The organism is Ignavibacteriales bacterium, assembly GCA_026390595.1.
GTDB lineage: Bacteria > Bacteroidota > Ignavibacteria > UBA10030 > UBA10030 > UBA9647.
Map to the genome: position 1 here is coordinate 58,010 of JAPLFQ010000033.1, position 20,654 is coordinate 78,663.

Consider the following 20,654-nt stretch of genomic DNA (forward strand, 5'->3'; position numbering starts at 1 on the left):
GTAATCAACTGTATTCAGCTTCACGTCCCAAAATCTTGAATTGAATCCATGTCGCTATCATGATGATGAGAAAGAGCACCCAGGACATTGCAGAGGCATAACCCATCCTCAGCTCTTCCCAAGCCGATTGATAGATGTGGTACACGATGACGTCTGTGCTTCCCACCGGGCCGCCGCCAGTCATGACATAAATCGAAGTAAAGACCTGAAACGATGCGATGATTGAGGTGACAAGGATAAAGAACGTCGTGGGCTTGAGCAGTGGAAGCGTTATCCGCCAGAAACGCTGCCAGCTGTTTGCGCCGTCGATCCGGGCTGCGTCATGGAATTCTTCCGGTATGCCCTGAAGTCCGGCAAGGAAAACGACCATCTGGTATCCAAGGCTGAGCCACACGGAAAATATGATCACCGAAACCATGGCCGTGCTGGACGAATTCAGCCACTGCACAGGACCGAGTCCCAAAAATCCGAGTACGAAGTTGGCCACGCCGAACGTGGGATGATAGATCCACATCCAGACGAGGGCAATTGCGACGAATGAAGTGACGCTTGGAAGGAAATAGAGCGCCCGGAGAAACGCGACTCCTTTGAGCCGCTTGTTCATCATCAGCGCCACGACGAGAGAAATGGCCATTGCGATGGGTACATTCAATGTATATAGTGCCGTGTTCTTCAGCGCATTCCAGAATGTCGTGTCCGACGCGAGTTCCCTGAAGTTCTCCAGGCCGACGAATGGTTTGTCCGGCACTACGACATCCCACCGGTGCAGGCTAAGGTATGCGGCAAATGCAATCGGCGTGAAGATAAAAACGGTCAGGTGGAGCAGGGAAGGGGCAAGGAAGCCAAGCGCTGTGCGTGTCGAGGCGCGCGTGTGACCGCGGGATTTCAGATACATCGCTCCGCATGCACTGAAAACTATGAATGTCACAACGATAAGGAACCGAAGTATGTCGGAGTGCTCTCGAATAGGCTTGAATTCAAACGCCTGGTGCTTTCGTATGTTCGCGAGTTGGGCATCGATTGTTGCTGCGTAGCGGGTCATTGTTTCATGAATCGGCTTGCCGTTCACCATAACTTCATCGACAGCATCCTGCAATGTCCATTCAACCTCGCTGAAGCGTTCGATAATAGAGCCCCACGGCTGACGGCACAATGGTATCTCGTTCGCAAAGGGGCGTTCGAGTCCAAGCAAGTCAGCCGCGACAACCTCCTCTGCCACATTGCGTACGGAAGGGATCTCAAGTTGTTTTGAGGCCCGAATGCGGTTTGCTTTCTCGCCGGCCATGAACGCTGCGAGAATAGCCGCTTCGCGGGGGTGTTTCGAACTGACAGGAACGCACCAGCCCGATTCGTACATGACGTTCACTGAGTGTCCTCCGGGATAGTTCGGCATCGGAACCACTCCCACGCGGAGAGTCCCGTGCTCAATCTGCCGGAGTATCCGTGGCAGCCGCCAGTGTCCGTCAACCATCATTGCGATCTTCCCGTTCATGAAGAGCTGAACGTTCATTCCAGTTTTTTCTGATTGTATCCAGCTCCCGGTGTTCGGAGCTACCTTGTGAACAGTACGCAGATCAATCAGATAGGAAAGGGCCGATTCGGTCGCAGGGGAGTTCAGATAGCCCGAGGCGGTCGTTCCAGACGGGTCGATGACGTCGCCCCCGGTCCTCCAAACCCACGGAATCCAGAAATAGAAATAGTTTGTGAAGGAAGTTCCATACTGATCTGGTGTCCCATCACCATCGAAATCAACGGTCGTCTTCCTGGCGAGGGCGAGATACTCATTCCACGTCCACGAACTCGCAGGATAGGGGAGATTGGCACCGTCAAAGATGTCTTTGTTGAAATAGACCATCAGTGGAGTGAAGCCCTTCGGAAATGCGAAGAGGGCTTCTCCTTTTCGCGCGATGGCGAGAACATTGGGATACCATCGGGCTGTGTCGATTCGAAGCTGTTGCACAAACGGGTTCAGATCGAGAAGGATCTTTTTGTTCGTGAAGGTTGGAATAAGCTTGGAATCCAGCAGAAACACGTCAGAGGGATCATCTGCAGCGAGCGCAGTCAAAATCTTTTCTTCGTACTGTCGCCCCGGGTTGGGTTCGTAGAGAACGTCGATGGCGGGATAGAGCCGCTTGAATTCTGCGAGAGCCAGCTGATCAAGCGGAACCTCGTCCAGATCAGCCCAATCTGTGAGTCTCAGCGTAATCCGAGTCTGGGCATTGAGAGGGTGGAAGCACGCGACGGCGAGAATGAAGAAGCAGAAGAAGGTGAGTAATGTTTCAGCCAGTCGCTGTTTTGTCCCGCGGGAGAACACAGATATTTTCTTTGGCTGATGGTGAGTGTGAAGCAGACAATTGCTGTTACAACGCAGTCCGCGACCCGGGCACTGCAGCCCGCGCACTAAGTCTTTCGCTCAAAAGATGACCGTGTTCCCTCAATCACCTCATCGGGCAGAGAGAGCCTTGAATACTTCCCTCGTCGCATCTGCCGCCGTACGGATTTCGTCCAGTGAATTATAGAAGTGGGGAGCGAATCGGAGCTTCCCTCCGCGCAGGGAAATGTAGATTTTTCTTCGTGTCAGTTCTTCGAAGGCTGCGGTGGGGTCGACTCCCGACGGCGGCGCGATCGTCATGATGCCTGAACGCTCATGAAGCGCTACAGGGGAATAGAGAGACACTCCATCCATACGGTGGAATTCTTCGAGAAGAGCTCCGGTCAAAGCCAGCACATGGGACTCGATGACCTGAGGTCCGACTTCGAGAAGCGTGCTCAGAGCCGCGTGCATTCCCCACATGCCGGGGATGTTGACGGTGCCTCCCTCGTAGCGGTTCGCCGTCGGTGTGAGGGCCTGCTCGAAATTAAAAAAGTCCCATGGGTTTTCGACTGAAAGCCAACCAAGATATTTTTGGTGTATCCTTGCCTGGAGTTCTTCGGTGACATAGAGAAAGCCGATTCCCTGCGGTCCCATTTGCCACTTTGCGGCCCCGGCTGCCATACCGTCGATTTTCATCGCCTGGACATCCACGGTAACCCCTCCAACGGCCTGCATGGCATCTACGACGAGCAGAATACCCCGGGCATGGCACACCTCGCCGAGTACGGCCAGATCCGCACGGTATCCGGATAGAAATTGAACGGCGCTGATGGCCAAAATACGCGTGCGAGGTCGCAGTGCTGCGTACACCGCCTCCGGCCTGATGGTTCCGTCAGGGCAATGGATGATATCAATTTCGACTCCCTGGCTCTTCAGGTGATAGTACGGATAGACATTGGACGGAAATTCGAGGTCATTGAGAAGGATCCGGTCTCCCGGTTTCCAATCGAGGCCCGACGCGATAACATTGAGCGCATCAGACGTGTTGCCGGCGAAGGCGATACGGTCGATCGATTCTGCGTTGATCATTCGTTGAACACACTTCTTCGTTTCCTCGATCTGCTTGACGTCCTCCCAGTAGGTCTCGATCTTGCCGGAAGAACGATCCTGCAAATGTCCAACTTGAGCACGCAATACCCGTGTCGAGAGCGGACTGACGGCAGCGTGATTCAGATAGATCACTCCCTGCTCAGTGTGCGGAAATAACTGTCGGAATTGCTGAAGCGGTTCGAATGGAATGAGACGAGCTTGGGGAGAAGTCACGAGTGGCCGGTGATGTTAGGAGACGATTCGTTCTGGGCAAGTGTACTCAAAGAGACACGGAAAATCAAGGATTTCGGGGTTAAATGCCGGGTTGTTTTTGGGAGTCAGGATGGCTACCATAGGTTCGACGCGCTTTCCCTTCCGGCTGTTCACCCACCCGTGGGTGGTGGATAGAAAGATGGCGTCGTGCGAAAATTCACTACGTCAACAGACTGGTATTCGTCCAATCTCAGGCCGGCAATCGATCCAATTTGCACGCTGCTGCAATGCAGTTGGATAGGCAACATCTTCACTCACTCCTGCGGGCAGGGAATAGGTGATTGCTTCGACTTGAATCTGGAGACAATTTGCATAGATTTGCTTTCTGTAACCCACCGTGGCCGTTGCCCACATGACTACAAAGGTCAAACGCATGAAAGTGAAACCAATTCTGCTGCTCGTTGTTCTCCTGAGCTGCTATTGTTACTCTGCGACTGTTTCCATTTCCGATTCCTCCTCACCCGTTGTCTTGATTCGCTGTGACGATCTCGGCATGTGTCACACGGTCAATCTGGCAGCAAAGCAGGTGCTGGAGACCGGCATGCCAGTCTCCTTTTCAGTTATGTTCGCCTGTCCGTGGTATCAGGAGGCGATTGACTTGCTTAGACGGTATCCGCATGCATCTGTCGGCATTCACCTCACACTCAATGCGGAGTGGAAGAACTACCGTTGGGGACCTGTATCAGGGAAGAGCGCTGTACCAAGCCTTGTTGACAGCCTTGGTTTCTTTTTCCCCTCGCGTGCAGCATTTTTTGCTCACCATCCACAATTGGGGGAAATTGAAACCGAATTGAGGGCACAGATCGAACGTGCGATGCATTGCGGGATACAAATAGACTACGTCGACTACCACATGGGAACGGCGGTTGATCGACCCGAATTACGGGCCCTGGTGGAATCTCTCGCGAAGCACTACGGTCTTGGCGTTTCCAGGTACTTCGGTGAAACGGATGTAGACGGAGTGTACAGCGCTCCGATTGCGAGCAAGGTCGATACACTCCTTGCCCGGACACGTTCACTGCCTCACACATCCATCAATCTGATGGTTTTTCATATCGGTCTCCAGACCCCGGAGATGGATGCCCTCGAGGATTTGAATTCATTCGGGCTTCGGGAAATGAGCAAACATCGGGAGGCAGAACTCAAATCCGTAACCTCAGCATCGTTCCGACAATTGGTCGAGTCACAGCACGTTCAGCTGACAACCTACCGGGACGTCATCAAAGCAACAGGATTGACCGGTATGAAACGCCCGGTACAGAAGGACTGATCTCGTTGAAGACTTTCGCAGTCATCCTGGTCGCCCTTACGCTGAATTCCTGCGCGATCTCGCGCTACCTCGGCTATTTCGAGCTCGCTGAACGATTGTATGTGGCCGGTGATTACTCTCGCGCCATTGATATGTACATCGAGGCGATCAGGCAAAAGGACAAAAGGGCAGAATCCTTTTTCGGATTGGCGCTGTCATACTATCAACGAGGAGACCTCGAAGAGGCGATGCTAGCGTTCGAGAAAGTGATAGAACTTGAACCAAAACGCGAGAGCGCATATGAAAGGCTCGCAGCCGTTCATCTGGATCTGGGAAACCCTGACATCGCGATCGCGTTGTGTCGGAAGGCTATCGGAATGGATCCGGAATTCGTGGAGGCGTACAATACGCTTGCACATGGATTGTTCGAAACCGGAAGGACGGATAGCGCGGAGACCACATTCAAGTATTGTATCACACTTGCGTGGGGGATGTCAGCGCGCAACCGCGGGTCCGGGTATCGGACGCTGTATCTGGATGAGCAAGCGGAATCCTATAACGGGCTCGGTGAGATTGAACTCGCCAGAGGACTCTATGTCCGGGCCTTGGAACAGTTTGGTTCAGCCATCAACCTCGTTTCCGATTGGGATACCCCATGGATCAACAAGGGGAGGACGTACGAAGCGATGGGGAACGCCGCTGCCGCACAGATATCCTATCTCCGCGCGATCGACTTGTCGGCGTCAAACGCAAGCACATACAAGCGGCTGGCCGAATTGTATCGGCGAATCGGTAAAGAGGCGGATGCGATCGACATCTACCGCTCGGCGCTTCGCGTTGATCGGACGGATACAGAATTGTACTACGCCCTGGCGGACATCTATGAGAAGCGTCACGACTATTCGCAAGCCACAGCTGCATTGGAGAACGTCGTACGGTATGCTCCCGATGATCCTGCGGGGTATTTCCGCAGCGGACGCCTCTGCAACGCTCAATCCGAGTACGATCGGGCAATCGTCTACTTCAGGCAGGCACTTGACCTCGATTCGCAGCATGCCGAGTCCTTGAACGGAATGGGTGAAGCCTATCAGGAAAAAGGTGAGGTCAGCGAAGCACAACGATTGTATGAAAGAGCAATTGCTTGTGATTCCTCGTTCACGCTTCCCTTGCGAAACCTTGGTTCGCTCTTCCTTTCTCTTGGGAAAGAGGCGGAAGGTATCCGATGCTACACACGCGCCTCAGCGTTGGGTGACATTGATGCAATGATGTTCCTCCGTGCCTGGGACAATGCCAGGAAGAAAGAGTGAAGTACGACCCTCTTCGAATCGTTCTCGTTGCATTTCTTCCGCTTTTCATTCGGAGTGGTCTCTATTTCCTGGCCTGCAAGGTTCGTTCTATTCAGATATCGTTGATGAGTTGCATCGTGATTGCAGGTTCTGGTGTACTCCTCACCATCGTCCCTATCCCACTGCCATACGCGTTTTCGCGTCTGCTGGCGATTGGTCTGGCAATGTTTCTTATGACGCGATACACCGAAGCGGAACTTTTTCCAGACGTGGTGCTCATCCCGCTAGCCGTTGAGGTACTTTCGGGCGTACTCACGGAATTGTCGCTCTTGCCTTTCGCTTCCTAGAACAATCCGTTTGAGGGCGTGGGTTTCTTGCCTCGAATGAATGTCGATCCGAGCGCACAACGTCTCAGGCAACTTCTGCTTTTCAATCCGATGCAGAAATTGAAAGGCCGCCGGAAATCTCCTGGTCAGTGTTTCGCTGGCTGGCCAACTTGTTCCCGGTGGAATGCACAACAGTCTTGCACGCCCCCTGAAATTTCCGTAACTTTGCCATTGAATATGCCCCCGTAGCTCAGCTGGATAGAGCATCGGTTTCCTAAACCGGTTGTCGGACGTTCGAGTCGTCTCGGGGGCACGAAACATTGTCGATTGTCGAATTTCGATTTCCGATTGTCGTTTGATCAGTCCGAAGTTTGCATCCCTGCTCATCGATCTTGAGCTAACCATTCACCAAATAACCACTTAGCTTTGCCATGCGATTCTCCAAGGCCTTCATCCCCACTCAGAAGGAAACTCCTGCTGACGCGACCATTCCAAGTCACCAACTCATGCTCCGGGCGGGGCTCATGCGCCAGCTCACCGCAGGAATTTATTCATTTCTGCCGCTCGGGTACCGATCGATGCTCAAGGCGATGCAAATCGTACGCGAAGAAATGAATGCAATCGGGGGTCAGGAGTTCTATCTGCCTGCCCTTAATCCCGAATCGCTTTGGATTCAGACGGGTCGCCGGAACATTCCGAACTTCATTCTGAGCATCAAGGAGCGGGATCTCGTTCTTGCCCCAACGCACGAAGAAGTTATTGCCTGGATCGCCTCCATGCACATCCAGTCATACAAGGACTTGCCACAGATATGGTACCAGATACAAACGAAGTTCAGGAACGAACCGCGGCCGCGATCAGGAGTCTTGAGAGGCAGGCAGTTCATCATGAAGGATTCCTATACGCTTGACACGACCTGGGAGGGGCTCGACAAGGGATATGAGGCTCATGCACAGGCGTATCGAAGTATTTTTGCCCGCTGTGGATTGAAATTCTTCGTGGTCGGTGCCTCCAGCGGCGCGATGGGGGGGACGGGATCGCAAGAATTCATGGTCGAGTCTGATTCTGGTGAGGATACAGTTGTCCTTTGCGAGAAGTGCGGCTATGCCGCCAACCTGGAAGTTGCAGGCTCGAGAATCCCGGCAGCCGGACGAGACGGTGACAGCAAGCCGAGTGCAGACATTCATACGCCAAATGTCCATACCATTGATGAGCTGGCCGCATTCTTGAAGGTTGACAGAGCGCGACTCGCGAAATCCCTGGTCTATCGTCACAATGGAAATCCCCTCCTCATCCTCATGGTTGGTAATGACCAGCTGAACGAATCGAAACTCACCTCTGCGCTGGGAGGCGGCGAGTTCCGCGCAATGGAGGCAGAAGAGCTCAAGGCTCTCACAGGAGCAGACGCGGGTTCGATTGGCCCTATCGGTTTGAAAGGATTTCGCATCATTGCGGACAAGAGACTTGAGGGCGCCAACAACCTGATCAGTGGCGCGAACCGAAACGACTACCATTTAGGCAACATCGACATCGCTCGTGATGTCGCAGTCGAGGGCTACTTCGATCTGAGAACTGTTGAACCAGGCGAAACGTGCTCGGCGTGCGGATCGCCGCTGAAAATCTCCAACGCGATCGAGCTGGGACATATCTTCAAGCTAGGCACGAAGTACGCCGATGCGCTCAACGTCACGTTTCTGGACGAGGGGGGACAGGCCAAGCCTGTGATCATGGGCAGCTATGGCATCGGAATCGAACGAATCATCGCGTGCGCCATCGAACAGAACCATGATGCCGACGGCATTATCTGGGATCCATCGCTTGCTCCGTATCTGGTACACGTCATTGCCATCAACATGAATAACGAAGATGTCGTCCTGCATTCCAATCAGGCATACAAATCGTTGAATGAGGCGGGGCTTGACGCTCTCTTCGACGATCGTACGAACGTCTCGCCCGGATTCAAATTCAAGGACGCCGATCTGCTTGGCATGCCAATCCAGGTCATTGTCGGCGACAAAGGGCTCAAGAACGGTCAGTATGAAGTGAAGGTGCGCCGCACAAAAGAACGATCAATGGTTCCGATCGCCGACCTTATCCCGACTGTCAAAAAGTTGTTGTCCATGTAGAGTGCTATGCCTACGCCAGCCTCACCGTGCTACATTGGAGGCGAGTGGAAGGGAACATCGACCGAAGACAGATTCGTCGAGATTCTCAATCCGTTCGACAATTCTCTCGTGGGGAAGGTATCCCTCGCAAACGAGGTTGACATTGACACAGCGGTAGAGCGCGCACAGGAGGGGTTCGAAAAAACCAGGGTTCTCCACAGCCACGAGCGGTATGATATCCTGTCCGCGATTGCTGCAGGGATCAGGGAGCAGAAGGAAGAATTTGCACTCGGCCTCGTAGCAGAAGTTGGAAAGCCGATATCAGCGGCCAGGGTCGAAATCGAAAGATCCATCACCACCTTTCAATATGCCGCGGAGGAGTCGAGAAGACTTGGCGGAGATGTGATTCCCCTCGATATTGCTTCGGCTGGGCAGGGCCGATTTGGCGTCATTCGGCGCTTTCCGCTTGGGGTTGTTCTTGGAATCTCGCCTTTCAATTTTCCCCTCAATCTCGTTGCACATAAGGTCGCACCGGCTATTGCGAGCGGCAACGCGTTCCTGCTGAAACCGGCAACGCAGGCCTCCTTGACGAGTCTTCGCTTGGCAAAGATCATTGAATCTTCAGGGTATCCTCGCGAGGCATTCAGTGTCATCCCGTGCACCAATTCGCTCGCCGAGCGGCTCGTCCAGGATGAGCGAATCAAATTGTTCAGCTTCACAGGGAGCCCTGCGGTTGGATGGACCTTAAAGTCCAAAGCAGGGAAGAAGAAGGTTGTTCTGGAATTGGGAGGGAACGCCGGCGTTATCGTGGACCGCTCTGCGGACATTGAAGTGGCTGTGAAGAAAAACCTGCTCGGCTCTTTCATCTACTCGGGTCAAGTCTGTATCAAGGTTCAGCGAATCTATGTGCATCACGACATTTTCGATGAATACCTCAGACGTTTTCTCGATGCTGCACGACAACTCCGTGTCGGCAATCCGCTTGATCCGGAAACGGTCGCAGGTCCGGTCATCAACTCCGAGTCCGTCGACAGAATCATCTCCTGGGTCGAGGAAGCGAAAGAATTGGGCGCGAAGGTCCTCCTCGGCGGAGGACACGTGGGCAGGGTCATTGAACCGACGGTGCTCATAGATGTTTCGCCGGAAGCTAAAGTCTTCTGTACCGAGGTGTTTGGACCCGTGGTGACACTGCACAAATTCCATACAATCGAGCAAGCCGTTGCCGGGGTGAACGATTCGCGATATGGTCTGCAGGCAGGGTTGTTTTCAAACGACTATCGGAATATTCTCTATGCGTACAATCACCTCGACGTGGGAGCTGTCATCATCAACGAGAACCCGACATTCAGAGTTGACAACATGCCGTACGGAGGGGTCAAAGACTCTGGATTCGGGCGTGAGGGAGTTCGCTACGCCATTGAAGAGATGACAGAGCCCAAGATGCTCGCTCTTGGAGTCTGATCACAACCGCTGTTGACTCCCGGCTTAGTACTTCGTACTCTCTGCTTGGTCCACCAGCTTCCACTCATGTAGTATCATCCTGTTGAGTATGCCTGAATTCGTTCACATTCACAATCATTCCCACTACAGCCTCCTGGACGGCGCATCAACCGTTGAGACTCTGATCGGAGCAGCTGTGCAGAACAAGATGTCTGCAGTTGCCTTGACGGATCATGGAGTCATGTTCGGGGCGTTGGAGTTTTACAAGAAGGCGAAAAAGGCAGGCATCAAGCCTATCGTTGGCTGCGAGGCGTACATCGTGACGCGTGGGAGCCGGTTTGACAAATCGCTTCAATCTGAGAAGTCAAGCCAGGGGCAGGGACGCGGAATCTATCACCACATCCTCCTTCTCGCAAAAGACGAACGCGGGTACAGAAACCTCCTCAAGCTCGTGACCCTGGGTCATACGGAGGGATACTACTACAAACCCAGGATCGATGTAGAACTCCTCAGTCAGTACAAGGAGGGGATCATCGCCACTTCCGCATGTCCGGGCGGTGTGGTTGGCTCGCAATTGGTAAATGGGAATTATGACGAGGCAAGAACAGTCGCTGGTGTATACAAAGACATTTTTGGCGATGATTTCTATGTCGAAATCCAGAACCACGGGCTCGAGGTGGAAAAACCGATTCTGGAAAACGCGCCCCGCATAGCGCGGGAGCTGGGCCTCAAGCTTGTCGGGACAAATGACTGTCACTACATCCAGGCAGGGCACGCGATGGCGCACAACATCATGCTCTGCATACCGGATGCGACAAGCACATATTCCCCGGAATACAAGACACTGCGCTATGGTACTGATCAGCTCTACTTCAAGTCCACGGCAGAGATGACCCGTGCATTCAAAGACTTTCCCCAGGCGATCACTTCGACACTCGAGATAGCAGAGAAATGCAATCTGACGCTCGATTTGAAGAAGAACCACATGCCGCAGTTTCCCATTCCGAAAGAAGAAGGGATCACTTCTCTCGAGGATTATCTCGACAAGTTGTCACGGGAGGGGATATCCAGGCGCTACCCTACCAGGACGCCCCAAATAGACTCCCGGCTGGAACACGAACTCGCTGTCATCAAGCGCATGGGATATGCCGGCTACTTCCTGATCGTGCAGGACTTCATCAACGCGGCTCGCAGCATGGGAATTCGTGTCGGCCCGGGGCGAGGCAGCGCCGCTGGCAGCATTGTTTCCTATGCACTCGGAATCACAGACGTCGATCCGCTGCATTTTGACCTCCTCTTTGAGCGCTTCCTCAACCCCGATCGCGTGAGCATGCCTGACATCGATGTCGATTTTGCTGACGACAAGCGAGATCAGGTAATCAACTACGTCAAAAATAAGTACGGGGAACATTCGGTCGCCCAGATTGTCACCTTTGGTACTCTCTCCACGCGTGCCGTCCTTAAAGATGTCGGCCGAGTACTGGGCGTCCCGCTCAGTACCATCGATCCGTTGACGAAACACATCCCGGTGGTCCTTGGAAAGGTGACGCCGCTCGCAGAAGCCCTCGAGTCCGTCCCCGAACTCAAGACGATCAAGGAGACCGGGGACGACAAGATCCGTCTTATGATCGACGCAGGCCTCGTGCTTGAGGGCATGAACAGGAATGTCTCGACGCACGCCGCTGGTATAGTCATTGCGCCAGGAGATATCAGCGATTACGTTCCGATGTACAAGACGCCGCAAACTGACCTGATGACCCAGTACAACATGAAGGATCTGGAGGAGGCCGGCCTCCTTAAGATGGACTTCCTGGGTCTGCGGACGCTTACAGTGATCGACAATGCTCTTCGACTGATCAAAACAAACCACGGCGTCGACATCGACCTCGACCGTCTCCCGGTTGATGATCCGGCGACGCTTGCGTTGTTCTGTAACGGACAGACGGTTGCTGTTTTTCAGTTTGAAAGTTCCGGAATGACGGACTACCTGCGCAAGCTCAAGCCCACATCGATTCATGATCTCGTGGCAATGAACGCGCTATATCGGCCGGGTCCGATGGAGAACATACCGGACTTCATCGACCGCAAGCATGGCAGGAAGAAGATCGAGTACATCCATCCGAGTTTAGAGCCCATCCTGAAGGAAACGTACGGGATCATTGTCTATCAGGAGCAGGTCATCAAGATCGCGAGCGAGATAGGCGGACTGAGTCTTGCCCAGGCGGATTTGCTGCGCCGTGCCATGGGGAAGAAAGACAAAGAGCTCATGGCCAGGCAGAAAAAGGAGTTCGTTGAGGGGGCAGTGCTGAAGTCTATCGACCGGAGAACTGCCGGGGACATCTTCGATTTGATCGAGAAGTTCGCTTCGTACGGTTTCAACAAGTCGCATAGCGTCGCGTATTCAGTCCTTGCCTATCAGACTGCCTACCTGAAAGCGCATTATGCGCCTGAATACATGGCTGCGACGATGACAAGCGAAGTGTCGGACACGGACAAGATCGTTGTCCTGACTGACGATTGCAGGAAGCTTGGCATTCCCGTGCTGCCGCCCGACGTGAATGAAGGAGATGTTACGTTCGTTGTGAAGCAGCAGGCAATCAGGTTCGGCTTGAGTGCCATCAAGAATGTTGGAGTGAGTGCGGTGGAGGCGATTGTGCGAACCCGGACTGACAAAGGCCAGTTCGTGGATATTTTCGATTTCTGCGCAAGGGTCGATTTGCGTCTCGTGAACAAGAAGACGATGGAAAGCCTGATTCAGGCCGGTGCGTTTGATTCACTGCACGTGAATCGTGCGCAGTTGTTTGAAAGTGTGGAGAAAGCAGTCGGGCACGGCCAGAACGCCCAGGAGCATTCAGGAAAGGGACAGTCGAACCTCTTCGAGACGAGCATTGCGAAAGTCGATATGCGACCATCGCTGCCGAATACTGAGGCATGGAAGGAGCCTGAGATTCTTGCCCGCGAAAAGGCTGTTCTCGGGTTCTATTTGTCCGGTCATCCGCTGGACAAGTATCGCGATGAGATTGAGGCCTTCGCGAATACCCGCCTGGGAAACAGTGCAGGTTTCAAACCGAATTCGACCGTACGGGCGTGTGGAATTGTGGCTGGGGTGAAAAGAAAGATCGACAAGAAGGGGAACACGATGGCCTTCGTGACGCTCGAGGATTTTACCGGCAAGGCGGACTGCATTGTGTTCTCAGACCCATTTCAGAAGTACGCCAAAATCCTCAACCCGGATTCCATGGTCATGGTCATCGGGAAAGGAGAAACAACGGGGGATCTCCTGAAAATCCTCGTGAATGAGGTGATACCGATGGAAAACGTTCGTGACCGATTTACCAAGAGTATCGCACTCTCAGTGAACCTCGATGTCGTCAGCGAGCAAATGGTTCTGGAACTCCGGACCATTATGGAACGCCATCGCGGTAAGTGCGCATGCTACGTTAGCGTGCTTGGTGGCGGTTTATCTAAGAATTCAGTATATTTATTGAAGAATTTGAGCGTTGAACCGAGCGCACAGTTCCTCCGCCTGGTAAAACAGCTGTTGGGCCCGGCGTCTGTTCGGTTGCAAGGTTGAATCTCGAAAGGAAGGTCTATCGATGAAGCCGATTGAAATAACAGATGCAAATTTCAAACAAGAGGTTCTGGATTCTCAGACCCCTGTCCTGGTTGATTTCTGGGCAGAGTGGTGCGGGCCTTGCAAGATGATTGCTCCTGTTGTAGAGCAGATTGCGAATGACTTTGCAGGAAAACTGAAGGTGGGGAAGGTCGATGTGGATTCGAATCAGCAGACGTCGATGCAGTTTGGCATCCGCAGCATTCCCACGCTCCTTATCTTCAAAAACGGGAAGGTTGTGGAGCAGATAGTCGGCGCAGTTCCGAAACAGGCACTTACTGACAAGGTGACGAAACACCTGAATTGACGACCATTCACTATATGCGAGAGGTCTGCGGAGACGCGGCTTCTCGCATTTTTGTTTCTATTGCAAGAACAGGCTAAAGGGCTATCCCGGTGAGTACATACAAGAAACGGACCTTCACGTGCGGCGCGTTGAGAACATCTGACATTGGTACAACGGTCACGCTCAATGGATGGGTCGCTGTCCGGCGCGACCTCGGAGGCGTCATTTTTATCGACCTGCGCGATCGCTATGGAATTACACAGGTCGTGTTTGCACCACAGCACAACAGCCAGGCGCATGAACTCGCACAAAGCCTGCGTTCGGAGTTTGTCATTTCTGTGACAGGCAAAGTCGAGCTGCGTCCCCAAGGGACAACAAATCCGGAAATCGCAACGGGCGAAATCGATGTCGCGGGCCTCGAACTGACAATCCTGAACAAGTCGGAAACTCCTCCTTTCCCGATTGAAAACGATCTCGAGGTGAACGAAGACCTTCGCCTTCGATACAGGTACCTGGATCTGCGCCGGCCTTCCATGCAGCAGAATCTCATCACCCGCCATCGTGTCTACCAGGTCACCCGCTCGTACTATGATCGGAACGGATTCATCGAAATCGAAACTCCCATTCTCATGAAGAGCACTCCCGAAGGGGCCAGAGATTATCTCGTCCCCAGCCGGGTGCACCGCGGTAAGTTCTATGCTCTGCCGCAATCACCGCAGACGTATAAACAGATCCTGATGGTCGCGGGGTTTGACCGGTATTTTCAGATTGTGAAATGCTTCCGCGACGAAGACCTTCGCGCTGATCGTCAGATGGAGTTCACTCAGATCGACGTCGAGATGTCGTTCGTCGACGAAGACGACGTGCTGACAATGACTGAAGGACTCATCGTCGATATGTGGAAGGACCTTCAGGGTGTGGCCCTGCATGCCCCGTTCCGGCGACTGACGTACAAGGAGGCGATGGAGCGATATGGGAGCGACAAGCCTGATACGCGGTTCGGACTCGAAATTGCGGACTGTTCAGGTGCCGTGGCCGAGAGCGGTTTCAGGGTCTTTAGTGATACGGTGAAAAAGGGGGGAGTCGTTGCCGGCTTCGCGATACAGGGACTCTCCGATTATACGCGCAATCAACTCGACGGCCTCACGGATCTGGCGAAGTCTCTCGGAGCCGGAGGACTCGTTTATGTGAAATGCCACGCAGAGAAGATAGAGTCGTCTGTGGACAAGTTCGTGAAGCCGGATGAAGTAAAGGCAATCGCCAATGCTGTTGGAGCGAAGACAGGAGATCTCATACTGCTGGTTTCCGGACCGTGGCAGAAGACACTTACCATTCTGGGATCCCTCCGGCTCGAGATGGCAAACCGGCTCAAGCTCGTTCCGCCAGACAAATGGGATTTCCTCTGGGTTACGGATTTCCCGTTGCTCGAATACAGCGAGGAAGAGAAACGCTTCGTGGCTGTCCACCATCCATTTACTTCACCAAAGCCGGAAGATGTTTCGCTGCTCGATACAGATCCTGGTAAGGCCCGCGCGCGCGCGTACGATCTGGTATTGAACGGAAACGAAATCGCCGGGGGCAGCATCAGAATCGCGGACTCTGATTTGCAGAGCAAGATGTTTGCACTCTTGGGCATCAACGCCGAGGAGGCTCAATTGAGGTTTGGCTTCATGCTCGACGCCTTCAAATTCGGGGCCCCGCCGCATGGTGGAATAGCGTACGGGCTGGATCGCATCGTGATGTTGCTGACGGGTCAGAAATCGATTCGGGACGTCATCGCATTTCCCAAGACGGCGAGCGCTACTTCCCTCATGGATGATTGCCCCTCGACAGTCGACAAGAAGCAGCTCGATGAGTTGCACATACGAGTTGTCTAATTGAAATCTGATTATGTTCGAAGATCTTAAAGACAAGTTGGCCGAGCAGCAGAAGCGACTCGCGTCGCTGAGGGGGTATCTTTGACCTCGACAGCAAGCTCGTCGACATCGGGAAACTCCAGGCCAGAACGCACGAGCAGGATTTCTGGAATGATAACGTTTCCGCTCAAAAAATACTGCAAGAGATAAACTCGAAGAAGGAATGGGTGACCGGCTGGGAGAAGCTGAACGCACTTGCGCAGGATACGGGAACTCTCATCGAGCTCGCCGAGGAATCGAATGAGAAAGGGATGGGGGAAGAGATCAATGCCGAACTCAAGAAGCTGGACACGGAAATTGAACGCCTCGAACTCAAGAACATGCTCGGTGGCGTCGACGATGCAAAAAACGCTATCCTTGTCATTCACTCTGGAGCTGGCGGGACGGAATCTCAGGATTGGGCGGAAATGCTTCTGCGGATGTACACCCGATGGTGCGAACGAAGCGGATTCAAGGTAAGCCTCGCCGACATTCTTGAAGGAGAAGGTGCCGGGATCAAAAGCGCGACTGTGGAAGTCCTCGGCCAGTTCGCGTACGGATACCTCAAAGCGGAAAACGGAGTGCATCGGCTCGTGCGCATTTCTCCGTTCGACGCAAACGCGAGGAGACACACGTCATTTGCTTCGGTGTTTGTGTATCCCGAAATTGAGGACGACGTAGAAATTGAAATTAATGTCGTCGATCTTAGGATCGACACGTTTCGATCGGGTGGCAAAGGGGGACAGAACGTCAACAAAGTCGAGACTGCGGTTCGTATCACGCACCTTCCGTCGGGAATTGTCGTCGCGTGCCAGCAGGAACGGTCGCAGTTCCAGAACAAGGAACGCGCGATGAAAATGCTGAAGTCGAGGTTGTATCAGCTCAGGCGGGAAGAGGAGGAGGCGCGACTCAGCGCCATCGAAAGCACCAAGAAGAAGATAGAATGGGGAAGTCAGATCCGCTCGTATACGTTTCAACCTTATACGCTTGTGAAAGACCACAGGACCGGGGTTGAATCCAGCGATGTGCACGGAGTGATGGATGGGGAGATCGACGCATTCATTCGCAGCTATCTTCTCGAAGGGGCGAAAAAGTAGTCGTTCCTTCGGGAACCTGTTGAGAACTCACACACGATGCCCATATCCATTTTCATAGCGCTCCGATATCTCAGATCCCGACGACACAGGGGTTTCATCTCGTTCATTACCGTTATCGCCGTGGTCGGCGTCACTCTCGGAGTGGCGGCTCTCATCATTACGCTCTCTGTGCTCGGAGGCTTCGAACGCACGATCAAGGAAAATGTGATCAGTTTTACGGCCCATCTTCAGCTGATAAGCTTTCAGAACCAACTCCTCCCAAATCCCAACAAGACGACCGAAATCGTTCTTTCAGAGTATCCAGAAGTGAAAAACATCGCTCCATTCCTCTCCCGGGAGGGGATGATCCGTTCTGCAAACGGTACAGATGGGATACTCATCAAAGGTGTCGACCCGAAGAACGACATTTCGGCGGCAAAAACAAGGATGGTTGACGGCTTCTACAACCTGGAACAGAAGGAAAGGGGTGTGGAGGGTATCATCCTCGGCCGTCGTTTGGCACAAAAACTCGAGGTCAAGGTCGGAGACAGGGTGCTGCTTATGTCGTTGGGGGGCTCGTCAGTCTCGCTATCCCAAACGAGGGTAATGCAGTTTGAAGTCCGCGGTTTGTACGAAACCGGAATGGCAGAGTACGATGAAACTTATACCTATGTCAACCTCAAGAACGCCCAACGCCTGTTTGCCGTGGGGCCGATGGTGTCAGGATTCGATATATTGGTCTACGATCTGGACAGTCTCCAGAATTTATCGCAGCGGGTCCCTGAGAGACTGGGATATCCCTACTATGCCCGGACGACATATGAAATGAACCGCAATCTGTTCACGTGGATCGAACTGCAGAAGAAGCCGATTCCCATTATCATTGGGCTGATAATCATCGTTGCCACTGTAAACATCATCGGGACACTCCTCATGATGGTCATGGAAAAAGGGAAGGAAATCGGGATCCTGCGGGCATTGGGGGCCAATAGAAGAAAACTCACCGGAATATTTCTTGCTCAGGGGATGATTATCGCCGTTCTGGGTGTCGTCCTTGGAAACATCATCGCCTTTCTCGTTTGCTGGCTGGAGCTCCATTATCGAATCATCTCGCTCCCTTCCGGGATATATTTCATGACCCATGTTCCAATTGATCTAAACCCGCTTAACTTCCTTCTTGTCAGCGTCTTGGCTCTCCTTATGTGCTTTCTTTCATCAATTATTCCGTCGCGGATTGCAGCCCGCCGCGATCCGATACGAATGATCAAATTTGGTTCATGAGTATTGAACGATCCATAGCGCTCAGGTATCTGATGTCCAAGCGAAAGCTCGGACTCGTTACGCTTATCTCATTCATCTCCGTTGTTGGAGTGACTATTGGAGTGGCAGCGTTGGTCATCGTTCTTTCCGTGTTCAACGGATTCAGCGGATTAGTCACCTCAATCCTTGTCAACTTCGACCCGCACATACGCGTCGAATACCAGAAGCAGGTAGACGCGGCCGCCTACGAACCAGTGGTTAAGTTCGCTCAGACGCAAGGTGAACTCCAAGGCATATCCAGCTTTGCCATTGGTAAAGCAGTCGTTGTGTCGAGGAACCTCAACAGAGTTATCAACGTCAAAGGAATAGATGTAAGTACAATCGGAGGTGTGTCCGGCCTCAAGGACAAGCTCGTTCTTGGCTCTCTCGACCTTGCCGGCCCGCGCAGCAACGGCATTGTGCTGGGGATGACGCTTGCCGACCGGCTGGGCTCAGTGATCGGCGATACGGTTTCCGTGGTCAGTCTCGCTGGTTCTGAGGTCGCTTTGCTTCAGTTGGGGCAGCCGCTGATCCGGCGGTTTCACGTTGTCGGTATTTACGAATCCAACAACAAGGACTATGATTCCTTCTACGCCTACGTGAGCCTCGGTGCGGCACAGTCGCTGTTCGGGATGTCCAACAAGGTCAGCGGCGTGGAACTGCGGCTGAAATCGATAGGGCAATCGGAGTCCTTCAAGCACCAGCTGACGGCCCGGTTTGGGGACCAGTTCCGAATTTTGACTTGGTATGATCTCCACCGGGATTTGTATTCTGTGATGAAGATTGAGAGATGGATGGCTTATATCATTCTCTGTCTTATCATTGGGGTCGCATCGTTCAACCTTCTCGGATCTCTTACAATGTCGGTTGTCGAGAAGACAAGGGATATCGGCATTCTCAAATCGATGGGGGCTACCAACAGGAGCATCGTGAAGATATTCATGTTCGAAGGCATCCTGGTCGGAGTGCTCGGGAGCATGTTGGGTCTCCTACTTGGACTATTGGTTGTCTGGCTCCAGGATCATTTCCATTTGTTTCCCCTCGATCCCACAGTCTACATTATCCCAGCTATCCCTGTTGAAGTTCACATTCTGGACCTGGTGATCGTAGCGGTGACCGCGCTCGCTCTGTGCTCCCTGGCAGCGCTTTATCCGGCCAGGCGAGCAGCAAGCTTTGTCCCAGTGGAGGCAATCAGATGGGAATAGTCGAAAGAAAAGTCTTGCTGCGCGCCGAAGGGTTACATAAAGAATATCCCATGGGAAAGGATCAACGCCTCCACGTGATCAAGGGACTCGACATGGAAATTCGTGAAGGGGAGATGGCGGTTATTGTGGGTCCGTCAGGTTCCGGAAAGAGCACTTTGCTTCACTTGCTCGGTGGACTTGATCGTCCGTCTTCGGGAAAGGTTGTCGTGGAAAGCCTTGACCTCAGTGTACTTTCTGAGGAAGAACTGGCTGGATTCCGGAATCAGACACTCGGATTCATTTTCCAGTTTCACCATCTGTTACCGGAGTTTACGGCTCTCGAAAATGTTGCCATGCCTGCATTGATCAGAGGCGAGAAGATGGATGAGGCGCAAGGGAGAGCTGTCATGCTTCTCCAAGAAGTTGGACTCGGAGAACGAGTGGAACACAAGCCAAGCGAGCTTTCGGGAGGGGAACAACAACGGGTGGCAGTTGCCAGAGCGCTGATGAATGATCCACGGCTCGTGCTCGCAGATGAGCCATCAGGAAACCTTGACGAAGAGAATAGTCAGAGGCTGCATCAATTGCTTGCGGATTTGGCCCAAAAAAGAGGGCTCACGTTTGTCATCGCAACGCACAATCTAGACTTGACGAAGCGGGCACACCGGGTGCTGCAACTGGTCGACGGCCGGCTGGTGACAGGGCTTCGTGCACACTCATAGCTGCAAAGAGGAGCAAGGTCTTGACATTCACAAGAAATGATGTAACTTTATTTTTGACCCAGGCGACGGTTACTCCCCTGACTGTCGTCACGAAACGGTCAAGCCCGGCGTACCCCCCACGCTGGGCTTTTTATTGCGTTTGAAGCAAAGGAGAAGGTTATGGCAAGAACAGCCACGAAAGTTGCAGCAAAAAAGAAGGCGCCGGCCATGGCGCTTCCGTTTTCAACAAGGAACTATCAAATTCTCGGTTTGGGATTGGTCGTTATCATCCTCGGCTACTTCGCGCTTAGCCAGCCTCCCTGGGATGGAACTATGCCGCTTGTGGTAGCTCCGATCCTCCTGGTTCTCGGCTACTGTGTCATTATCCCGTTCGGAATTCTCTACCGGGGAAAAGCGGAACAGCAGGCTGCACCGGGTGCTCAATCTGAACAAGCGCAGCCAGGTTGATCGCCGCTGCTCCGGCGAGCGGGATGGTGGCGAGCAAGAACATCCACGCG

15 protein-coding genes and 1 tRNA gene are annotated in these 20,654 nt (G+C 53.1%); 14 read left to right on the forward strand and 2 right to left on the reverse strand.

The window, feature by feature from the left end; all coding sequences use genetic code 11:
* Positions 1-4: 4 nt before the first annotated feature.
* On the reverse strand, positions 5-2,314 hold the full coding sequence (locus NTU47_17760; protein MCX6135657.1) for an extracellular solute-binding protein: 2,310 nt from the start codon (positions 2,312-2,314) through the stop codon (positions 5-7).
* Between the two features lie 129 nt (positions 2,315-2,443).
* On the reverse strand, positions 2,444-3,556 hold the full coding sequence (locus tag NTU47_17765; protein ID MCX6135658.1) for an aminotransferase class V-fold PLP-dependent enzyme: 1,113 nt from the start codon (positions 3,554-3,556) through the stop codon (positions 2,444-2,446).
* 493 nt (positions 3,557-4,049) lie between these two features.
* Here NTU47_17765 and NTU47_17770 point away from each other — a divergent pair, with 493 nt between their 5' ends.
* The 14 genes from NTU47_17770 to NTU47_17835 all read left to right on the forward strand — a co-directional run bounded on the left by NTU47_17770 (position 4,050) and on the right by NTU47_17835 (position 20,604).
* On the forward strand, positions 4,050-4,946 hold the full coding sequence (locus NTU47_17770) for a ChbG/HpnK family deacetylase (protein MCX6135659.1): 897 nt from the start codon (positions 4,050-4,052) through the stop codon (positions 4,944-4,946).
* A gap of 5 nt (positions 4,947-4,951) precedes the next feature.
* A complete protein-coding gene (locus tag NTU47_17775) occupies positions 4,952-6,232 on the forward strand; it encodes a tetratricopeptide repeat protein (protein ID MCX6135660.1) in 1,281 nt (426 codons plus the stop codon).
* Entirely contained in the window at positions 6,229-6,558 is a 330-nt protein-coding gene (locus NTU47_17780) for a hypothetical protein (protein MCX6135661.1), read from the forward strand. The genes NTU47_17775 and NTU47_17780 overlap by 4 nt, the downstream gene beginning before the upstream one ends.
* A gap of 218 nt (positions 6,559-6,776) precedes the next feature.
* Positions 6,777-6,850: transfer RNA gene (locus NTU47_17785), tRNA-Arg, on the forward strand.
* Positions 6,851-6,968: 118 nt separating this feature from the next.
* Complete coding sequence (locus NTU47_17790; GenBank protein ID MCX6135662.1) at positions 6,969-8,663, forward strand: proline--tRNA ligase; 1,695 nt, start codon at positions 6,969-6,971, stop codon at positions 8,661-8,663.
* Between the two features lie 6 nt (positions 8,664-8,669).
* A complete protein-coding gene (locus NTU47_17795) occupies positions 8,670-10,103 on the forward strand; it encodes an aldehyde dehydrogenase family protein (GenBank protein MCX6135663.1) in 1,434 nt (477 codons plus the stop codon).
* 88 nt (positions 10,104-10,191) lie between these two features.
* Entirely contained in the window at positions 10,192-13,656 is a 3,465-nt protein-coding gene (gene dnaE / locus NTU47_17800) for a DNA polymerase III subunit alpha (protein MCX6135664.1), read from the forward strand.
* Positions 13,657-13,678: 22 nt separating this feature from the next.
* Entirely contained in the window at positions 13,679-14,002 is a 324-nt protein-coding gene (trxA, locus tag NTU47_17805; GenBank protein ID MCX6135665.1) for a thioredoxin, read from the forward strand.
* A gap of 89 nt (positions 14,003-14,091) precedes the next feature.
* The gene (gene aspS, locus NTU47_17810) at positions 14,092-15,858 is read left to right on the forward strand and encodes an aspartate--tRNA ligase (GenBank protein ID MCX6135666.1); all 1,767 of its coding nucleotides are present in this window, start codon (positions 14,092-14,094) and stop codon (positions 15,856-15,858) included.
* A 77-nt stretch (positions 15,859-15,935) separates the two neighbouring features.
* The gene (gene prfB / locus NTU47_17815; GenBank protein MCX6135667.1) at positions 15,936-16,973 is read left to right on the forward strand and encodes a peptide chain release factor 2; all 1,038 of its coding nucleotides are present in this window, start codon (positions 15,936-15,938) and stop codon (positions 16,971-16,973) included.
* Between the two features lie 36 nt (positions 16,974-17,009).
* Positions 17,010-18,233, forward strand: coding sequence for an ABC transporter permease (locus tag NTU47_17820; protein MCX6135668.1), 1,224 nt, complete (start codon positions 17,010-17,012; stop codon positions 18,231-18,233).
* A complete protein-coding gene (locus NTU47_17825) occupies positions 18,230-19,456 on the forward strand; it encodes an ABC transporter permease (GenBank protein ID MCX6135669.1) in 1,227 nt (408 codons plus the stop codon). Before NTU47_17820 ends, NTU47_17825 begins: the two co-directional genes overlap by 4 nt.
* Positions 19,447-20,157: an ABC transporter ATP-binding protein gene (locus NTU47_17830; protein ID MCX6135670.1), complete on the forward strand. Its 711-nt coding sequence runs from the start codon at positions 19,447-19,449 to the stop codon at positions 20,155-20,157. The genes NTU47_17825 and NTU47_17830 overlap by 10 nt, the downstream gene beginning before the upstream one ends.
* A 159-nt stretch (positions 20,158-20,316) precedes the next feature.
* Positions 20,317-20,604, forward strand: a complete 288-nt coding sequence (locus NTU47_17835) for a hypothetical protein (GenBank protein MCX6135671.1) — start codon at positions 20,317-20,319, stop codon at positions 20,602-20,604.
* Positions 20,605-20,654: the final 50 nt, after the last annotated feature.

What these genes read in the sequence shown, in the direction of transcription:
- NTU47_17770 (MCX6135659.1), top strand. Translation starts at nt 4,050, where the DNA reads ATGAAAGTGAAACCAATTCTGCTGCTCGTTGTTCTCCTGAGCTGCTAT.
- NTU47_17790 (MCX6135662.1), top strand. Translation starts at nt 6,969, where the DNA reads ATGCGATTCTCCAAGGCCTTCATCCCCACTCAGAAGGAAACTCCTGCT.
- NTU47_17795 (MCX6135663.1), top strand. Translation starts at nt 8,670, where the DNA reads ATGCCTACGCCAGCCTCACCGTGCTACATTGGAGGCGAGTGGAAGGGA.
- dnaE (MCX6135664.1), top strand. Translation starts at nt 10,192, where the DNA reads ATGCCTGAATTCGTTCACATTCACAATCATTCCCACTACAGCCTCCTG.
- trxA (MCX6135665.1), top strand. Translation starts at nt 13,679, where the DNA reads ATGAAGCCGATTGAAATAACAGATGCAAATTTCAAACAAGAGGTTCTG.
- NTU47_17820 (MCX6135668.1), top strand. Translation starts at nt 17,010, where the DNA reads ATGCCCATATCCATTTTCATAGCGCTCCGATATCTCAGATCCCGACGA.
- NTU47_17825 (MCX6135669.1), top strand. Translation starts at nt 18,230, where the DNA reads ATGAGTATTGAACGATCCATAGCGCTCAGGTATCTGATGTCCAAGCGA.
- NTU47_17830 (MCX6135670.1), top strand. Translation starts at nt 19,447, where the DNA reads ATGGGAATAGTCGAAAGAAAAGTCTTGCTGCGCGCCGAAGGGTTACAT.
- NTU47_17835 (MCX6135671.1), top strand. Translation starts at nt 20,317, where the DNA reads ATGGCAAGAACAGCCACGAAAGTTGCAGCAAAAAAGAAGGCGCCGGCC.